The sequence below is a fragment of the Synechococcus sp. WH 5701 genome (assembly GCF_000153045.1).
In the GTDB taxonomy this organism is placed as follows: Bacteria; Cyanobacteriota; Cyanobacteriia; order PCC-6307; family Cyanobiaceae; genus Regnicoccus_A; species Regnicoccus_A antarcticus.
On sequence record NZ_CH724159.1, the window covers coordinates 593899 to 610500 of the forward strand.

Consider the following 16602-nt stretch of genomic DNA (forward strand, 5'->3'; position numbering starts at 1 on the left):
GAGATGCCTGCGCCGTGATCATCTCAGCATGTAGCCAAACTCAGTCCCGATGAAATGAGCAGCGTGGGACGCCTCTCAGAGGCGATACATGCCATTAGCAAGCCTTGGAGTATGGCAATCAATACAACAAGAAGCTCCAGGAGCTTCTCGAGGTTCATGACCAACAGATTTATGGCGATGGTGCAACCTGAGGTCTCGGCCAGCTTCTCACGAACGAGCCCAAGCCCGAAACGGCGCTTCCCTTGGCCGAACTTCCCCTCTACACCGTTGCGCCGCCTCTGATCATCTAGAGCGATCTTCTTCTCTGCAGCGACGAGATCAGGATCATTTTTTGGCCTGCCAAGACGCGGCCCGCTCAAGCGAATTCCATGCCTCATGCAAAAGGCGCGGTTGGATCGTGTGCGATAGATCTGATCAGCACAGACAACCTTTGGATAAAAGCCATGGCGACGGTGAAAAGTGCGTACCTGGGATTTTAGGTCTTCTCCTTCGTTGTAGGGATCCCAGCTGAGACGATCCAGGAATGCAAATCCATCGCCACTGACCGAGATCGAGATCTTGGCACCAAATTCAACATTATTTCTAGTCTTGCCACGAACGATTGGCCTGATGTGGGGTTGTGTCAAACTGACGATTCGATCCTGAATACTTCTGGTGTCTGAGTGATACAGGATCTTTTGCTGCCTCACCAGCTCACTGATCACCAACAGCTTGCGATACCAATGGCGACCAGCCGCCAAAACTCTTGCACCGCAGGCGATCAGAGCATCGATACTGGACAGGTTTCGAGCCAGATGCCGGAGCTGCTGACCAATGGCCTTGCGAATCTTGCTGAGGCGCGGACGCTTCTTCTTGGCCACCGCCAGGAATTGACGACGGGCCTGACGCCGGTTGGTTCTTGGTTTGTGGCCAAACACATCACGCACTTGCTTGTGCATCTCATCAATCAGCTTCTCTGTCGTTTCGCGGGCTTCATTGAGAAGAGAGAGATCAGTGGGATAGCGAATATCGCTGGGCACGCATGTGGCGTCAATCAGAAGGATTCCTTGATGCCTCTTGGGCGCCTTCGCATCTTGGCTGGGGCGTTCAAGAGCGGCAGGCACTGATCCGTCACCATCATCAGGATCATCATTGTCGCCTTGTTTATTCTGTGCAATTTGTTGTTTGCCATGCCGGACGATCCGCTCGTTGCAGTCATTGATGGTCTTCTCTGGCAGCCGACGACGGAAATACACCATCATCGAGGGATCAAACGGTGCCTCGAACTGGAAGCCTTCCAAGCCAAGAAAGAACTGAAGATAGGGATTTTCCTTGATCTGCTCAACGAGCTCTTCGTCGGTGACCTGCAAGCGCTCCTTGATGATCAAGGCACCAAGGGCCATGCGAAAAGGCTTGGCAGGCGCTCCGAACCCCTTTGAAAACTGCGAGGCGTAGTGATGCTCCAGCTCATCCCAAGGGATCAGATCCGCCAACTTCACCCAGCGGTTATCCCCCGAGAGCTTCCCGCCGAATGGGAGGAAGAAATCATCAAAGGAGAGCTGATTGCCTTCCTTGCGGCGGTACATGTGGAAAACTTGGTGCAGCTTTTCGGCTCAATCCAGCCGATTTGCGCACATTATACCGCCATAGAAGTGCCCAGATCCACTGCACTGCAAGCGGTCTGGAGATCTTCAGGAAGCCCTACTGATCGAAGCTCAGAGGCACCCAGCCGTCCTCCTGGGTCACTGCAGCAATGGCGCCCAGGAGAAAGAGCCTTGCGCAGGATCTCGGTGTCGATGAATTTGTCGCAGGCGGCCACGAAGGGTTTGGGCGTCTTCTTCTCGCCGAAGGCGTAGACCGCCAGCCCCGCCGCACGGATGCGGGCGGCCAGTCGTGTGACGTCGTTGTCGGAGGACACCAGCCAGAAGCCGTCCACCCGGCCGCTATGCAGCAGATCCATGGCGTCGATGATCAGGGCCACCTCCGCCAGCAGTTCGCAGATCACTGGGGTCTGGGCGTTGTCGGCATCGATCAACTGATGCTCGGCAGCCAGAGTCTTCGTGTTGGTGCAGTCTTGATTGCCCAGTCACTCCTTCATTCTGACAATTCCTGACCCGCAACAGTGGTTCACACCATCGCCTCCGGCTTCACCCATTGGTCGAACTCCTCGGCATTGATCTCGCCAAGCACCAGGGCCGCTTCCTTGAGGCTCAGCCGGTGCTCGTGGGCGTGTTTGGCGATAGCGCAGGCGCGGTCGTAGCCGATCGCCGGGGTGAGGGCCGTCACCAGCATCAGGCTCTGATCGAGCAGATCACTGATGCGACTCTCGTTGGCCTCGAGCCCTTCGATGCAGTGCTCGCGGAAGCTGGTGCAGCCGCCGGTGAGCAGCTCGATGCTTTCAAGCACGTTGTGGGCGATCAGTGGCTTGAACACATTGAGCTCAAAGTTGCCCTGGCTGGCCGCCATCTGCACAGCGCTGTTGTTACCCATTACCTGCAGGGCCACCATGGTGAGGCTTTCGCACTGGGTGGGATTCACCTTGCCCGGCATGATCGAGGAGCCAGGTTCGTTCTCCGGCAAGCTCAACTCGCCCAGCCCACATCGGGGTCCGCTGCCGAGCCAGCGGATGTCGTTGGCGATCTTCAGCAGGCTGCCGGCCAGCACCGTGAGGGCGCCATGGGCTGCCGCCAGGGGTTCATGGCCCGCCAGGGCCTGGAACTTGTTCGGTGCGCTGCTGAACGGCAGACCGATCCGTTCGGCCAGCCGTGCCGCCACCTTCTCGCCGAAGCCTGGGGGGGCATTGAGACCGGTACCCACCGCCGTGCCGCCGATCGCCAGCTGGTGCACCTGGGGCAGCGTGTGGCGCAGAGTATTCAGCCCCAGCTCCAGCTGGGCCACATAGCCGCCGAACTCCTGGCCCAGGCTGAGTGGCACAGCATCCTGCAGATGGGTGCGGCCGATCTTGATGATCCCTGCAAACCTTTCCGCCTTGGCATGCAGGGCGGTGATCAGCGCCTCCACGGCCGGAATCAACCGCCTCTCCAGTTCCAGCACCACCGCAACGTGCAGGGCGGTGGGGAAAGTGTCGTTGCTCGACTGGCTCAGGTTGACGTGGTCATTGGGGTGGACCGGCGCCTTGCTGCCCAGCCTGCCGCCAGCGGCCTCGATCGCCCGGTTGGCGATCACCTCGTTGACGTTCATGTTGGTCTGGGTGCCCGAGCCCGTCTGCCAGACCTTCAGCGGGAACTCCTCATCCAGAGTCCCGCTCGCCACCTCCTCGGCGGCGACCACGATCAGCGCCGCCAGCTTCGGCGCGAGCTTTCCTTCGGCTTGGTTCACCTCGGCGCAGGCCGCCTTGAGTTGGCCGAAGGCCTGCACCACCGCCAGCGGCATTGCCGCACCGAAAGGGAAATTACGTATCGAGCGTTGGGTCTGGGCCCCCCAGTAGTGCTCCGCTGGCACCTCAATGGCACCGAGGCTGTCGCTTTCGCGGCGTGTGGGGGCTACCGGCTGGATGGTCATCAGCCTGCGGGCACCACTTCGCTGTTCAGCTCATTGAAGCTGCGGGTGGCGCTGGTGTTGGCGCTGCCGGCGGGATTGAGTCCGGTGGCCTTGCTCAGGGCGGAGCTGATGGATTCAGTGTTTACCTGCCCCTTGCCGTCGAACACCACGCGGCCGGCGGGATCGAGCACCACCACCTGGGGGATCAGACCCTTCCAGTAGTGGGCGGGGTCGCTGCTGCCCTCGTCGGGCCGGTTCTGGAGCTGATCGGTGGTGAGCGGAATGATCTCGACCCTCGATCCCCACAGCCGCTGCAGCTCCGAGACCACGGGGGAGAACTGCTTGCTGTCAGCGCTGTCATCGAGATAGAAGATCAGAACCACGGGCCGGTGGTCGGCCAGGGCCTGAGCCAGGCTGCTGCGTGGCGGCACCAGCGAGCCATTGCCGGCATAGAGCGAATAGATGTTGCCGTCGTAGCTGTTGGTGGTGAGAGCCGCCGCCGCTGGAGACGCCGTGGCCAGCAGCAGCCAGGCGCCGAGGATCAGGCTGAGCAGACCGGCTCTGAGGGCGGAGAGGGGACCGGCTTGGAAGCCGATGCGTGCAGGAAGGCGCAACCGAACACCAGATGGGCTGGGGCCATTGTGACCCTCAGGGCCTGCTGATGCCTCGCCCGAGCCCCTGGAGGATCCCTCGCCCCACCAGGCCGATGGCACGACCGATCACCTGGGTGAGCACCACCACGATCAGATCGCCGGCGCGCTGCAGCAGGGCCCGCAGCTGCGGTGCCAGGGCATCACGGGCCTCCAGGGCCAGGGTGACGCTCTGCTGCAGCCAACCCAGCTGGCGCAGTTCCTCGTCGCGGGGTTCGGTGAGCAGCAGCGGGCAGATCGTTCCCCCCTCCTCGAGGCGGTAGAGCCGCCGCTGGCTTTCGTAGAGCTGGATTGGCTTCTCGAACCACTCGCTCCAACGCTGCTGGGCATTGAGCTGGTTGCGCAGGCGCTCCAGGCTGCGGGTGGCGATCAGCTCCTTCACCAGCAGGTAGCGGCGCAGTTCCGGCCAGTCACCGCAACTGGCAAGCACATCGGCGCTGATGCGCTCGGCGCTGCGGATCACCCAGTTGCTCACCAGGGCCTCGAGATAGAGCAGGGCCTGGGGTTCGTCGGGAGCCAGCAGGCGACCGTCCACCAGCAGGGGCTGGGCGGAGATCAAGGCCGCCAGCATCGGCTGGCTGGGGGGGAGATCAGGGTCGTCGAGCTCGAAGCTCCCCTGGCTGGAGAGGGTGTCGGCCACCGGCAGCAGGGCCCCCTGCTGGGGCAATTGGACGTAGGGACCAGCCATCTGGCGCAGGGCCTGGCGGCGCAGTTCCGGCTGCAGGTTCTGCCAGCGGCCCTGCAGGTCGTCGCCGCGCAGGCGCTCCTGGCGCAGCTGCCGCAACAGCTGATCCAGCTGGGCCAGCAGGGCCAGGAACAGATCCCGCCGCCGCTCCTGGCTCAGTCCCTCCAGGGCGAACAGCTCGGCGCTGCCCTGGCGCAGCAGGGGCCCCTGGCTGGCCTGGCTCAGCCGTTGATGAATCGCCTCCCACACAGCCACGGCGGTGCGCTGCCGAAGGGTGATGGCGGTGCTGCCGCCGCTGGGGGGGCGGGGCTCCTGCGCGGGGGGGCTTGGCTCCGGGGGCAGACCCGTGGCCCCCCAGGCCATCGACGCCGGCCCCCACAGCCAGATCAGCACGGTCCGAGCGGAGCGCAGTTCCCGCTGCCGGCCTTCCAGGATCAGCTGCAGCAGCAGGTTGGCGGGAGGAGGGTCCAGCAGCCGGCGGCCGAGCTCCAGCTCCTGATCGATCTGCTGCAGGCCGCTGATCAGCAGCCACTGGCCGAGCCCCATCGTTCCAGCTCCCCAGGCGCCGCCCGAGTTGGCATTCACGCCGGAGCTGCCTTCCCCGTGCAGGGCCACCACCCGCCCTCCCTGAAGCAGGGTGCCCACGGCTTCCAGCAAGGCTTCCGGCTCGGGCTCCTGCAGCAGTCCGGCGGCCGGAAGCTGAAGCAGCCACTCGCTGCTGCAGCCGGGCCGTGCGGGAATCAGCAGAAGCAGGGGCGCCGGCAGCCAGCGCTGCTCCAGCCGCTCCAGCTCCAGCAGCAGGTTGCCGGGATGGATCGGAGCCTCCAGGCTCCAGATCACCAGCTGCGGGGCGCCTTCGAGCTCAGAAGGTTCGCCCGCCACCCGGCAGGGGGGGCTCGCCTCCGCGAGCAAGCGGCCCAGTCCCTGACGCAGCAGTGGCTGGGCCAGCAGCAGCACCTGGGACCCGGGGGTCCCGGCAGCCCCAAGGGCGGCCGCAGGCTCAGTCACGCGCCGGTCCGGTACATGGGCTCAAGGTAACGAGCGCGCGCGAGAAACTCCAGGGCTGGGATCGGATCAGGGCCGGCGGCGTCCGTAGAGCTGGAGGGTGTACGACTCGATGCTGTAGCCGGTGAGATCCTCGATCTGTTGCACTAGCTCTTCGGGTAAGACCACGTCGAGGTCCTCGATCTCGCCGCTTTGCAGGCAGGTGAGGTGGCTGTGGGGATCGCTGCGGTAGCCGTAGAGCCGGCCACTGGCGCGATCGAGGCACTCGATCACACCAGCGGATTGCAGGGCTTCGAGGTTCTGGTAGACGGAGGTGTGGCCGATGTTGCGGCCCTGGGCATTGAGGCGCTCGAAGATGTCGCGGGCGCTGAGGTGACGCCGATCACTCCAGAGCAGCTCCAGCACCATCCGCCGCTGGCGGCTCAGGCGCATGCCCAGATCACGGCAACGTCGGAACGCCTGGGCCACCGTGGCGCGCAGGTCGGACGGGGTCGAATCCAGCTGAGCGCTCTCACCGGCAGCCCCAGCCGACTCTCCGCCGAGTGATCGGATTTCTCCGGAGCTCACCGGCACGGCTGTGGTGGTGACGGCGACGGACACGGAGACGACGGCAAGATCGGGAGTAATCCTTATGTTAAGGGGAGGGATCGATCAGCTGGCTACACGCAGGGGTGAGCTCCTTTCGATCAGCAGAGTGAGGCATCGATGGGGTCCTGCAGTCGCGCGGATCCCACCGCCTGCAGAGCTTCGCCCAGGTCGACACTGCCGTCGTAGAGAGCGCGGCCCACGATCACTCCCTCGACCCCCAGCGGGGCCAGGCTGAGCAGGGCCAGCAGGTCGGTGACCGAGCCCACGCCGCCGGAGGCGATCACCGGGAGGGAAGTGGCTCCGGCCATGGCCCGCAGGGCCTGCAGGTTGGGTCCGGCCAGCGTGCCGTCGGTGGCGATGTCGGTGCTGATGATCGCCGCCACGCCGCTGCCCTCGAAGCTGGCGGCCAGCTCGGTGGCCACGGTTCGGCTGTCCTCAATCCAGCCGCGGGTGGCCACCAGGCCGTTGCGGGCATCGATGCCCACGACGATGCGGCCGGGATGGCGGGCCGCCAGCTGCCGCACCAGCTCCGGCTGCTCGATCGCCACGGTGCCGAGGATGACGCGATCGAGGCCGCAGGCCAGCAGGTCGTCGGCCCGCTCCGCCGTGCGCACACCGCCCCCGAGCTGTACGGGGATCGTGAGGGCGGCGGTGATGGCGCGCACCACGGCATCGTTGACGGGCAGCCCGCTGCGGGCCCCGTCGAGGTCGACCAGGTGCAGTCGTTCGGCCCCCTGCTCCTGCCAGGAGAGGGCCTGGGCCACCGGATCGTCGCTGAAGCGGGTGACCTGGTCATAGTCGCCCTGGTGCAGGCGCACGCAGTGGCCGTCGAGCAGGTCGATGGCGGGGATGATCTGCATGGCGGGGCGGTTGCAGCCGTGGTCGTCACTCATCCTCGCTGGGTGGCGTCCACTCCTGGCGGCTTGCCAGGTCTGGCTACTGCTTGAGCGTTCCTGCATCGGGGCCTTGAAGGCCGTCTGTGAGTTTCCGCTCGCGTTGCCGCAGCCCGCTTTCATCTGATTCAGAGCCTCAGACGGCGGCTGATGGCTTCGGTGTTGGTGCTGGGCATGGAGATCAGCATGGCAACGCGTCGTCTCATTGTTGTGCAGCCTCAACCCATACCTTCATCCCAGTGAGGTTGACGGGTCCAAACTCGTTGGCCAGGGCAACATCGGCTGCATCCTTGCCATAGGCAATCGCGATCCGATTTCCCTTTGGCAGGGCCTGTGTGGGATCAAAAATATACCATCGACCTCCGACGAAGACCTCAAACCAGGCGTGGAGATCCATTGGCTCAAGCTTGTAAAGATAGCCCACCACCATGCGAGCAGGAATGCTGAGGCTGCGGCACAAAGCAATTCCTAGATGGACAAAGTCACGACAGACGCCGACTCGTGTGCTGACGGTTTCCAGCGCAGATGTTGAGGCGTTGCTTGTGCCATAGCGATACTCAACATTGGCGTGAATCCAGCCGCTTATTGCTTCGGCCTGGTCATAGGCAAACTCATGGCCTGCAACAATCGTACGTGCTAAGTCACTCAGCAAATCGGACTGACAGTAACGGCTTGGCAACAAAAACGGCAGAGCGTATTCAGGTAGCTCATGCACAGGGACAAAAGCGGCTCCTGGCGCGATGTCAATTCGATCAGCGGTTTCGACTGTGACTGTATTCTCGATTTGAAAGCAGCCTGGAGCGATCAGAAGACGCTGGCAGAGATTGCCATTGATGTCAACGAAATCTGTGGCGACAGTATCCGGCTTGACTTCATTCGCCTCTCGTACAACCCTCTGTCCAGGGCCACTGCGAGGTCGCAGCATCACGATCAGCGAAGAAGGAGCGGATGCCTCAAAGAGAAGTTGGCAGCCTGCATTAAGACGCATATCCTTGCTGTTGAGCTGGCATCTGTGCTGCGATCCTGAGATTTTAGTTCAGGCTCGGGTTTTTGCCATCCTGCTGGCTCGGTCATCCCTCAGCGATGGCGTAGCAGGCCATCGGGCCAATAGCCCTGCCAGTTCCCGGGGATTTTGTCCCGAGCAGTCAGGCGGGCAATAAATCGATAATCGACCCAGACGTCCTGCAGCGCCTGGACTTTGAGCCGTTGCGAGCGGTGGAGTTGAGGAGGAGAGGACGGTGATGCGGTTGCAGGACGGCGGCATGCCTAGACCTTGGGTTGGAACACCCTCGGGAGGCCCCCTTGGGCTCACCTGGGCAGCGTCAGATCTTTGTTCCTTCAGTCCAATCGCACTGAGTACCATGTCCAATCGACTAGATGCACAAGCAAAAGAGACGGAAGGCCGTCTTGAGTCCGCCTATGGCGAACTGACTGGTGATACCGGACACCAGATTCAGGGCAAGGCAAAGCAGGTGCAGGGATCAGCCATGAATGTGGCAGAAGATCTGAAGGCGGGGGCCAAGTCAGCGGCGAAGACTGTCGCTGATGTGGCGGATCGACTTGCCGACAACCTCAACTGATCGATTCTTGGGCGGCATCCAGGCCGCAGGCGGTCCACCATTCTGGTGGGGTGCGTCCATGACCCTCGCTTTAAAACATCACTCGCAAAATCATCATGCTGGAAACGATCATTGTTGTGCTGGTCGTTCTGTGGTTGGTTGGCTTGGTTACCTCCACGTCCTTGGGAGGCTTGATTCACTTATTGCTGGTGATTGCTGTAATCATTATCATCTTTCGTCTTCTCAGTGGGAGGAGGGGAATCTGATCGGTGGGAGGTGAATCGGAGTTGGCCTTGACAGCGGATTCCCGTGTCAAGGTGATTCCTGGTCTTCATTCATCGTTACGCTCGTGGTTGTTGGAGTGCTGTTGTGGCTCGTCAATAACTACATACCAATGGATCATAAGATCAGGATGATCTTGAATGTCGTTGTTGTGGTTGCCGTAGTCGTCTGGCTTCTCAATGTTTTTGGATTGATGGACTCGATTCGTGGGGTCAGGGTCGGACGCTGAGTCGTCAGGGATCAATGCCTGGACGTGGGCCTAATTTTCTGGGCTACTGCTCTTAATTCGGTAACGGAAGGTATGTCGTGAGGCGAGAAAATCAGTGCTGTGGAAACTGCCGCTTCTGGAAGGGCTGGCATGGGGATTCCAGTTCTCTCCCATCCCTGGGTAGTTGCCGCCGTTATCCCCCTTCAGAAAAGGTTGCTCTCGACGAGGCTGAGCGCCACGAGAGGATCACAAGGTGGGCCTACAGACACCCCGTAACCCAGCGGAGCGATTGGTGTGGGGATTGGCGGTTTGGCCGTTGAGATCAAGGGGTGATAGCTGTCCCTACACCTGCACGGTTGTACCCAGCCCATAGGGTTCGAGATCGGCCGGCTCGCGGATTCCCAGCTCCTCGCGCCAGCTCTGAACCGGCCGCTCCCAGCCCTCCTCCCAGCGCACCGCCGCCAGGCAGGAGGCCGAGCGTGCGATGGCCATCGCCTGGGCCAGGGCGGCGCTGAGCTGCTCGAAATCGAGCTGAACAGCGCCATGCTGGCTCTGCTGGCGGAAACTGTTCAGTTGGGCGGCGCTGTTGAGCAGTACGTAGGCAGGGAAGCCGATCTGGTTGGCGGTGATCATCAGCACACCGTTCTCTCCCACGGGGCCTGTGCCGAAACCCGTCACCACGTGGTGGATGTCGTGGGTGGTGGCGATCCGCTGGGTCAGCCAGCGCGCCTCGGTGTCGATCGGGCGGGGCCGGAAGAATTCAGGGTCGTAGTTGAGCTCGCGGATCAGCTGGGCGTATCCGCGGCCGAGGCTGCCTTCCGGCATCTGGATCATGCGCTCGATGTCCGGCTGCAGGGGCGGGTAGCGCTGGTCCATCATCTCGGCGCCCCCCGGCACGGCGCGGAAGCGGCGCACGCAGGCGTCCATCTGCGGGCTCTCGAGCATGTTGTCGACCAGATCGGCCACTGAGTGCAGATCGCCGCCGCTGCGGCCAATGGCCGCCAGCAGCTTGAGGTTGTTGACGGAGCGCAGCAGCTCGGTCCAGCGGGGCATGGTCTGACGGGCGATCCTCGGCGTTCAGCATCGCAGCGGCAGCCTCCCCGGCCGCTTGAATGGCGCCCTCCCCGCTGAATGACCGTGCAGATCCTGGTGATGGGTGGAACCCGTTTCATCGGCAAGCCGCTGGTGGCTCAGCTGCTCGCCGCCGGGCACGAGCTCACCCTCTTCACCCGTGGCCGCCAGCCCCTGCCCGAGGGGGTGGAGCATCTCTCTGGCGACCGCAGCGACCCCGCTGCCCTCGAGCCGCTGCGCGGCCGCGCCTTCGACGTGATCATCGACTCCAGTGGCCGCAGCTGCGCCGACAGTCAGGCCGTGGTGGAGCGCACCGGAGCACCGAGCTATCGCTTCGTGTACGTCAGCTCAGCCGGCGTCTATGCCGACAGCGAGCTCTGGCCCCTGGATGAGGAGGCCACAACCGACCCCGCCAGCCGCCATGCCGGCAAGCTCGACACCGAAGCTTGGCTGCGCCAGCAGGCGATTCCCTTTACCAGCTTCCGCCCCACCTACATCTACGGACCCGGCAACTACAACCCGGTGGAGAGCTGGTTCTTCGATCGGATCGTCCACGGCCAGCCGGTTCCCCTGCCCGGCGATGGCAGCACCATCACCCAGTTGGGCCATGTGAGTGATCTGGCCACGGCGATGGCCCTCTGCCTGGATGTGGAGGCCGCGGCCAACCGCATCTACAACTGCAGTGGCGCCAAGGGCGTCACCTTCCGGGGCCTGGTGGCCGCCGCGGCAAAGGCCTGCGGCGTCGAGCCCGAGGCCGTGGAGATCCGCAGTTTCGATCCTTCTGGGCTCGATAAGAAAGCCCGCAAGGCTTTCCCCCTGCGCCTGGCCCATTTCCTCACCGACATCCACCGGGTCCAGAGGGAGCTGGCCTGGTCGCCCGCCTTCGATCTCGAAGCCGGCCTGGCCGACAGCTACAGCAATGATTACGCCCTGCGCGGAGCCACCACCCCCGACTTCAGCTCCGATCAGGCTCTGCTGGCCGGCTGAGGCCCGCCCGCAGGTAGCTGGCGCCTGAACTGAGCGCCAGCAGCAGCGAGGGCCAGAACAGCCACCAGCCCAGGCTGCGCAGACCGTTGGCCAGGGGCCAGGTGAGCGGCCAGAGCAGCAGCAGCAGGGCGGCGAACTGGAGCACGGTCTTCGCCTTGCCGGCGGCTGAGGCCGGAGCGCCGCTGGCCTGGCCGGCCCGCCAGCCGGAGATCAGCAGCTCCCGCGCCAGCAGCAGCCACACCGCCCAGAGGGGCAGGGTCCCCTCCCTGGCCAGCCAGAGCAGGGGGGCACTGATCAGGATCTTGTCGGTGAGCGGGTCGAGCCGTGCCCCCCAGACCGAGCCGCCGCCCGAGCGCCGGGCCAGCCAGCCGTCGGCCCAGTCGCTGAAGCCGCCCAGCAGCAGCAATGCCCAGCCCAGCCCCGCCTGACCGGCACCGAGGGCCAGCAACAGCGGCAGTCCCAGGAAAGCCCTGGCCACAGTGAGTGCGTCGGCCAGGCGGCGAGCCAGGGGAACGGCGGGCCGCCCGCCAGCGGATTCAGGTGTTGAAGGGGTCATGGCGGCGGGGCCTGGGCGAGCCCCCACGCTGGCCTAGAACCCTTGCAGACGCTCTGCACCGATGACCCCCGACACCCCAGGAACCGTACGGGTGGCCGACGCGATGTCCACACCCGTGCTGTCGGTGACACCGACCACGCCGCTGCAGGAGGCGGTGAAGCTGATGAGTGATCACCACATCAGCGGCCTGCCCGTGCTCGATGAGCAGGGGGCCCTGATCGCAGAACTGAGTGAGCAGGATCTGATGGTGCGGGAGAGCGGCTTTGATGCCGGCCCCTACGTGATGCTGCTCGACGCCGTCATCTACCTGCGCAATCCCCTCGACTGGGACAAGCAGGTGCACCAGGTGCTCGGCAACACGGTGGGCGATGTGATGAGCCGCCATCCCCACAGCTGCAGCGCCGAGGTGACGCTGGCGGCCGCCGCCAAGCTGCTGCACGACCGCTCCACCCAGAGGCTGTTCGTGCGTGAGGGCGAGACCGTGGTGGGGGTGCTCACCCGCGGCGACGTGGTGCGCGCCCTGGCGGCCGAGGGCTGAGCTCCTGCCAGGGCACGATCGCCCCGTCAGCCACCAGCCAGACCTGCTCGCGCGGATCGCAGGGCTGTCCGCCGGTGAGCTGCCCGAAGGAGGGCAGCACCAGCCGCCCGCCTCCGGGGTTGTAGCTGAAGCAGGGCAGGCGCAGTCGGTCGCTGCGGTCGCCGATCAGCGCCACCGGGTGCAGGTGACCGCAGACGTGCAGAAGATCGGCAGACCCGGCGGGGGGCAGGTCTTCGGGGCCATGGCTGAGCCAGAGTCCCCCCCGGGCCGTGGCCGGCTCCTGGGGCAGTCCCTCAATCCAGCTGCCACGTTCGTGGTTGCCGCCGATCAGCCTCAAGGGGCAGCCCAGCAGCTGGGGCAGGGCTCTGAGCTTCTGGCGCAGCTCGGTGGTGAGGCCGATGCGGCTGTGGATCAGATCGCCCAGCACCACCACCTCCCGGGGCCGCCAGCGGTGGGCCAGGGTCAGGAGAGCGTTGAGGGTGCCGGCATCCCCGTCGCTGGGCAGGGCGATACCGTGGCTCTGGAAGGTTTCGGCCTTGCCCAGGTGCAGGTCGGCCAGCAGCAGCAGCTCTTGCCGGGGATCCCAGAGGGCCTTGGCTGCCAGCAGCTCCAGCCGCTGCCCCCGCCAGTGGAAGGGGGCCCGATCAAGGGGTTGATCCGCCATCGCCGCGTGCGCTCAGTCTGTGGCCATCGCCGCCTGGTAGGCGGGCCGGGCGCGGGTGGCCTCGATCGTGGCCTGAACCGCCGGGTAAGGGCTCAGATCGAGTTGGGGGAAAAAGATCGGCAGGTAAGCCAGGTGAGCGTTCACGGCGCAGTCGGCCACACCCCAGGCCTCACCGATCAAGGGGCTCCCTTTGGCGAGGAGTTGGTCGAGAGCGGCCATCAGCCGTGGAAACTCCCGCTCCCGGGCCGACTCCACGAACAGGGCCGTGGCCAGGGTGGCATTGGCGAACAGCACCCACTGCTCGGCCAGGGCCCGTTGCTCGGGGCTGGTGTACTCCTGGCCGTAACGATCAGCGAGGTAGAGCAGGATCGCGCCGCTCTCGAACAGGCGCAGGGGTCCGCCCAGAGGGGCCTCGGCGCTGGTGTCCTCCAGGGCCGGCACCTTGCCGAAGGGATTGAGGGCCAGGAAGGCCTCCTGCCGGTGCTCTCCAGCCTGCATGTCGAGCAGGCGCCAGGTGTAGGGAATCTCCTTTTCGGCGAGATACCAGCGCGGCATCGAGGCCCGCGAGCGGGCTCCTCCGTAAAGAGTCAGGGTCATGGGATGGGTGCGGTGTAAATCCTCGCCGCAGAATGGAGCCTCATCAGCAGGAAGCGCCAGTGGCCGACAGCCTGCTCCGTCTGGCGCCCCATCTGGTGGGCCGCGCCCGTCGCGGCATCGTCGGCGACAGCCGTTATGCCAGCGCTTTGCGCGAGGCGGTGCGTACGGCCTCCCAGGATCCGCTCGGCGGCCCGCTGCTGATCAGCGGCGAACCGGGGCTGGAGAAGGACAACATCGCCGCCCTGATCCACTTCGGCTCCCCTGCCAGGCGGCAGCTGATGGTTCGGCTTGACGGCGCGCTGCTGCGGGGCGATGGCGTAGAGCTCTTCGGTGCCGCCGGCCGTGGCGGTGAGGCCTCCTTTCTGGAGAATCCCGAGGTGGGTGCCCTGCTGATCGACAAGCTCGATCGGGTCGATCCCCAGTTGTTGCCTGCCCTGCTGGAGCTGGCCAGCAGCGGCCGCTGGCAGGCCCCGGATCCAGCCGAAGCCCTCCACCACTTCCCCGGCAGGGTGTTCTTCACCACCGAGGCGGTGGTGCCCGGCTTTGAGCGCGTCTGCACGCTGATCCGGGTGCCGCCGCTCAGGGTCCGGCGCCAGGACCTGGGCGACTGGCTGCGCTACGACCTGCGTCTCAAGAGCAGGGCCCTGGGCTGGCCGGTGGCGCCGGTGGTGGGCACGGAGCTAATCCGGCGCCTGCAGACCCGTGACTTCCCCGGCAATGTGCGCGAGCTTGAGGATCTGGTGGAGCGGGCCCTGCGCCAGCTGCCGGTTCCGGCTGAAGGCGAGCCGCCACCGGAGCTTCCGGAAGAGGTCTTCTGGCTCCCCTCCCGTCAGATCCGCCCGCGCTTCGATCTGTGGCGCTGGAAGCCGTCCCTGCGTCTGCGGATGCGCTCACCGCGGCTGTGGAACGCCCTGCTCTTCGCTCTGGTGAGCTGGGTGTTCGTGCTGGTGAATCTGTGGCTGTGGCTGGGTCCCCAGGACCGTGCCCACAACGGGATGCTGAACCTGTTCTGGGCGTGGTGGTGGCCCCTGATCCTGCTGGGGTATCCCCTGGTGGGCCGCCTCTGGTGCTCCTTCTGCCCGTTCATGGTCTGGGGCGAGATCAGCCAGAAGCTGGCCGCTGCCCTGGGCTGGCAGCCCTCCCGCTGGCCGAGGGGGGAGACCGACCGCTGGGCTGCGCCGGCCCTGGCCGCCGGCTTCGCCGCGATCCTGCTCTGGGAGGAGCTGGCGAATCTGGAGAACAGCGCCCGCCTGAGCAGTTGCCTCTTGCTGCTGATCACCGCCGGCGCCGTGATCGGTTCCCTGCGCTTCGAGAAGCGCTTCTGGTGCCGTTATCTCTGCCCGGTGGGGGGGATGAACGGCCTGTTTGCCAAGCTTTCTGTGCTGGAGCTGCGCGCCCAGGTGGGCACCTGCAGCGGCAGCTGCAGCACGTATGCCTGCTTCAAAGGCGGTCCCGCCGACGGGGAGGGCCTGGCCACAGCTGGTTGCCCGCTCGGCACCCACCCGGCCCACCTTGAGGACAATCGCAACTGTGTTCTCTGCCTCACCTGCGCCCAGGCCTGCCCGCACCGCTCCGTGCAACTGAGCCTGCGGCCTCCCGCCGCTGATTTACAGCGGGAGATGACCCCACCCGACGGTGAGGCAGGTCTGATTCTGGTGCTGGCCGGCGGCGTCTGCCTGAAGTTCTGGGATCGCCTGCTGGGGGGACTGCCCCTGGCCCCCGACAGCCTGCAGGAGGGTCCCCTGCTGCCGCGTCTGGCCTTCGCCACCCTGGCCCTGGCGCTGCCCTCGGCCCTGGCCCTGGTGGCGCTTCGGCTCGGGAGCTGGCTGACGCCGCCGGCCCGGGCCGCCCGGCGCCTGAGCCTCGGGCTTTATGGCCTGCTGCCCTTTCTCTGGGCCCTGCTGCTGGCGCGGCATCTGCCGGTGGGGATGGCGGAAGCGGGCCGGTTGCTGCCGGTCACTTTCCAGCGGCCTCTGCCCAGCTGGAGCGCCGATCACCACGTGATTGCCTTCTGCCAGAGCCTGGTGCTGGTGGTGGGGGTCGGCGGGTCGCTGGTGCTGCTGCGCCGCCTGCTGCTGAACAGCCGGGCGGCCCTGTGGTGGGGCAGCGCCGCGGCGCTGGTGCTGGGGGCGGGTGGGCGCTGGCTGGTGGCGGTGGCGAGTTAGGTAGGAACCCACGGCAGGATCCGCCTCGCCTTCACTGCAGCGCGCAGAGCCGCCGGATGTCGGAGCTGCTGTACAGGCTGCGGGATTCGCCGGGGGTGGCCACCGCGAAGTTGTGCTCTTTTGTGAGCAGGTTGGCGGCACCGAGGCGGTTGGCGATCTCGACCCGCTCCAGGCCGCGGCTGCTCCGCCAGAGGCGGCAGTCGTGGCGGGTGTCATAGGTGGTGGCTGCCGCCCAGACCCCACCCGGGCTGGCCAGCAGGGCGGTGATCGCCAGGGCAGGCCCAAGGCAGTGGTGGCTCATCGCGACGGCATCCAGCGGCGTCCAGTGTCCAACCGGATGTGTTCCTCTTGCTACACCAAACGCGAGGCGCTCGGCCAGGATTCAGCCATGGATGGAGAGCTCCAGTGACTCGACGACGCCTCCAGCGCCAGCTACCGGGCGAAACCCGCCACTGGCTCGAGTGCCGCCTGCACGCCCTCGAGAGCCATGAACGATTCGAGGAGGCCTATGCCCTGCGCATGGAAATGGCTGAGTGGCTGCTGGAGGGTGGCCACGATGAACCGGTGAACAACCTCACCGTGGCGCGGCTGCTGCGGGATGGAACGGTGTTGGTGGATTCCCTGCTCAGCGACCCGACATAATAACGCCAGAAGGTTTTCCCCCATGACCATCG

General features: G+C 65.2%; 20 protein-coding genes. 7 read left to right on the top strand and 13 right to left on the bottom strand.

What is annotated here, in order from left to right; all coding sequences use genetic code 11:
- Positions 1-23: 23 nt before the first annotated feature.
- The 8 genes from WH5701_RS03920 to WH5701_RS03955 all read right to left on the bottom strand — a co-directional run bounded on the left by WH5701_RS03920 (position 24) and on the right by WH5701_RS03955 (position 8289).
- Positions 24-1565 carry an IS5-like element ISSysp4 family transposase gene (locus WH5701_RS03920; protein WP_006170113.1) on the bottom strand — a complete coding sequence of 514 codons (1542 nt, stop codon included), beginning with the start codon at positions 1563-1565 and terminating at the stop codon, positions 24-26.
- Positions 1566-1615: 50 nt separating this feature from the next.
- Positions 1616-2014, bottom strand: coding sequence for an NYN domain-containing protein (locus WH5701_RS17130; RefSeq protein WP_006170668.1), 399 nt, complete (start codon positions 2012-2014; stop codon positions 1616-1618).
- A gap of 92 nt (positions 2015-2106) precedes the next feature.
- Positions 2107-3501 (bottom strand): class II fumarate hydratase, encoded by a 1395-nt coding sequence (gene fumC / locus WH5701_RS03930; RefSeq protein WP_006170669.1) that lies wholly within the window; start codon positions 3499-3501, stop codon positions 2107-2109.
- Positions 3501-4094: a thylakoid membrane photosystem I accumulation factor gene (locus tag WH5701_RS03935; RefSeq protein WP_006170670.1), complete on the bottom strand. Its 594-nt coding sequence runs from the start codon at positions 4092-4094 to the stop codon at positions 3501-3503. The genes fumC and WH5701_RS03935 overlap by 1 nt, the downstream gene beginning before the upstream one ends.
- 34 nt (positions 4095-4128) lie before the next feature.
- Positions 4129-5823, bottom strand: coding sequence for a DUF3685 domain-containing protein (locus WH5701_RS03940; protein ID WP_006170671.1), 1695 nt, complete (start codon positions 5821-5823; stop codon positions 4129-4131).
- Between the two features lie 66 nt (positions 5824-5889).
- A complete protein-coding gene (locus WH5701_RS03945; RefSeq protein ID WP_156776658.1) occupies positions 5890-6252 on the bottom strand; it encodes a Fur family transcriptional regulator in 363 nt (120 codons plus the stop codon).
- 254 nt (positions 6253-6506) lie between these two features.
- Positions 6507-7268 carry a 1-(5-phosphoribosyl)-5-[(5-phosphoribosylamino)methylideneamino]imidazole-4-carboxamide isomerase gene (hisA, locus tag WH5701_RS03950; protein ID WP_006170673.1) on the bottom strand — a complete coding sequence of 254 codons (762 nt, stop codon included), beginning with the start codon at positions 7266-7268 and terminating at the stop codon, positions 6507-6509.
- 235 nt (positions 7269-7503) lie between these two features.
- Positions 7504-8289: a transglutaminase family protein gene (locus tag WH5701_RS03955; RefSeq protein WP_037979569.1), complete on the bottom strand. Its 786-nt coding sequence runs from the start codon at positions 8287-8289 to the stop codon at positions 7504-7506.
- A 373-nt stretch (positions 8290-8662) separates the two neighbouring features.
- On the opposite strand from WH5701_RS03955, the gene WH5701_RS16660 reads away from it, so the two are divergent.
- From WH5701_RS16660 to WH5701_RS18670, 3 genes are all read left to right on the top strand, one after another.
- Positions 8663-8881 (top strand): CsbD family protein, encoded by a 219-nt coding sequence (locus tag WH5701_RS16660; protein WP_198005128.1) that lies wholly within the window; start codon positions 8663-8665, stop codon positions 8879-8881.
- A gap of 95 nt (positions 8882-8976) precedes the next feature.
- Positions 8977-9126, top strand: coding sequence for a lmo0937 family membrane protein (locus tag WH5701_RS17500; protein ID WP_006170678.1), 150 nt, complete (start codon positions 8977-8979; stop codon positions 9124-9126).
- Positions 9127-9197: 71 nt separating this feature from the next.
- Entirely contained in the window at positions 9198-9371 is a 174-nt protein-coding gene (locus WH5701_RS18670) for a Thivi_2564 family membrane protein (RefSeq protein WP_304411995.1), read from the top strand.
- Positions 9372-9692: 321 nt separating this feature from the next.
- Here WH5701_RS18670 and WH5701_RS03960 read toward each other — a convergent pair whose 3' ends face one another.
- The gene (locus WH5701_RS03960) at positions 9693-10403 is read right to left on the bottom strand and encodes a Coq4 family protein (protein ID WP_006170679.1); all 711 of its coding nucleotides are present in this window, start codon (positions 10401-10403) and stop codon (positions 9693-9695) included.
- A gap of 84 nt (positions 10404-10487) precedes the next feature.
- On the opposite strand from WH5701_RS03960, the gene WH5701_RS03965 reads away from it, so the two are divergent.
- Entirely contained in the window at positions 10488-11408 is a 921-nt protein-coding gene (locus tag WH5701_RS03965; protein WP_037980243.1) for an NAD-dependent epimerase/dehydratase family protein, read from the top strand.
- On the opposite strand, the gene WH5701_RS03970 is transcribed toward WH5701_RS03965, so the two are convergent.
- Complete coding sequence (locus WH5701_RS03970) at positions 11377-11964, bottom strand: CDP-alcohol phosphatidyltransferase family protein (protein WP_006170681.1); 588 nt, start codon at positions 11962-11964, stop codon at positions 11377-11379. The two genes, WH5701_RS03965 and WH5701_RS03970, sit on opposite strands and share 32 nt — an antisense overlap.
- Before the next feature lie 103 nt (positions 11965-12067).
- Between WH5701_RS03970 and WH5701_RS03975 the strand changes: the two genes are divergently transcribed.
- Positions 12068-12502, top strand: a complete 435-nt coding sequence (locus WH5701_RS03975; protein ID WP_006170682.1) for a CBS domain-containing protein — start codon at positions 12068-12070, stop codon at positions 12500-12502.
- Here the strand turns inward: WH5701_RS03975 and pdeM are convergent.
- Both pdeM and WH5701_RS03985 read right to left on the bottom strand, forming a co-directional pair.
- Positions 12459-13166, bottom strand: coding sequence for a ligase-associated DNA damage response endonuclease PdeM (gene pdeM / locus WH5701_RS03980; RefSeq protein WP_006170683.1), 708 nt, complete (start codon positions 13164-13166; stop codon positions 12459-12461). The genes WH5701_RS03975 and pdeM overlap by 44 nt on opposite strands.
- A gap of 12 nt (positions 13167-13178) precedes the next feature.
- Positions 13179-13763 carry a glutathione S-transferase family protein gene (locus WH5701_RS03985; RefSeq protein ID WP_006170684.1) on the bottom strand — a complete coding sequence of 195 codons (585 nt, stop codon included), beginning with the start codon at positions 13761-13763 and terminating at the stop codon, positions 13179-13181.
- A gap of 32 nt (positions 13764-13795) precedes the next feature.
- On the opposite strand from WH5701_RS03985, the gene WH5701_RS03990 reads away from it, so the two are divergent.
- A complete protein-coding gene (locus WH5701_RS03990) occupies positions 13796-15928 on the top strand; it encodes a 4Fe-4S binding protein (RefSeq protein ID WP_006170685.1) in 2133 nt (710 codons plus the stop codon).
- A gap of 31 nt (positions 15929-15959) precedes the next feature.
- Here WH5701_RS03990 and WH5701_RS03995 read toward each other — a convergent pair whose 3' ends face one another.
- Positions 15960-16229, bottom strand: a complete 270-nt coding sequence (locus WH5701_RS03995) for a hypothetical protein (RefSeq protein WP_006170686.1) — start codon at positions 16227-16229, stop codon at positions 15960-15962.
- Positions 16230-16333: 104 nt separating this feature from the next.
- On the opposite strand from WH5701_RS03995, the gene WH5701_RS04000 reads away from it, so the two are divergent.
- Positions 16334-16570, top strand: coding sequence for a hypothetical protein (locus tag WH5701_RS04000; RefSeq protein WP_006170687.1), 237 nt, complete (start codon positions 16334-16336; stop codon positions 16568-16570).
- Positions 16571-16602 lie beyond the last annotated feature (32 nt).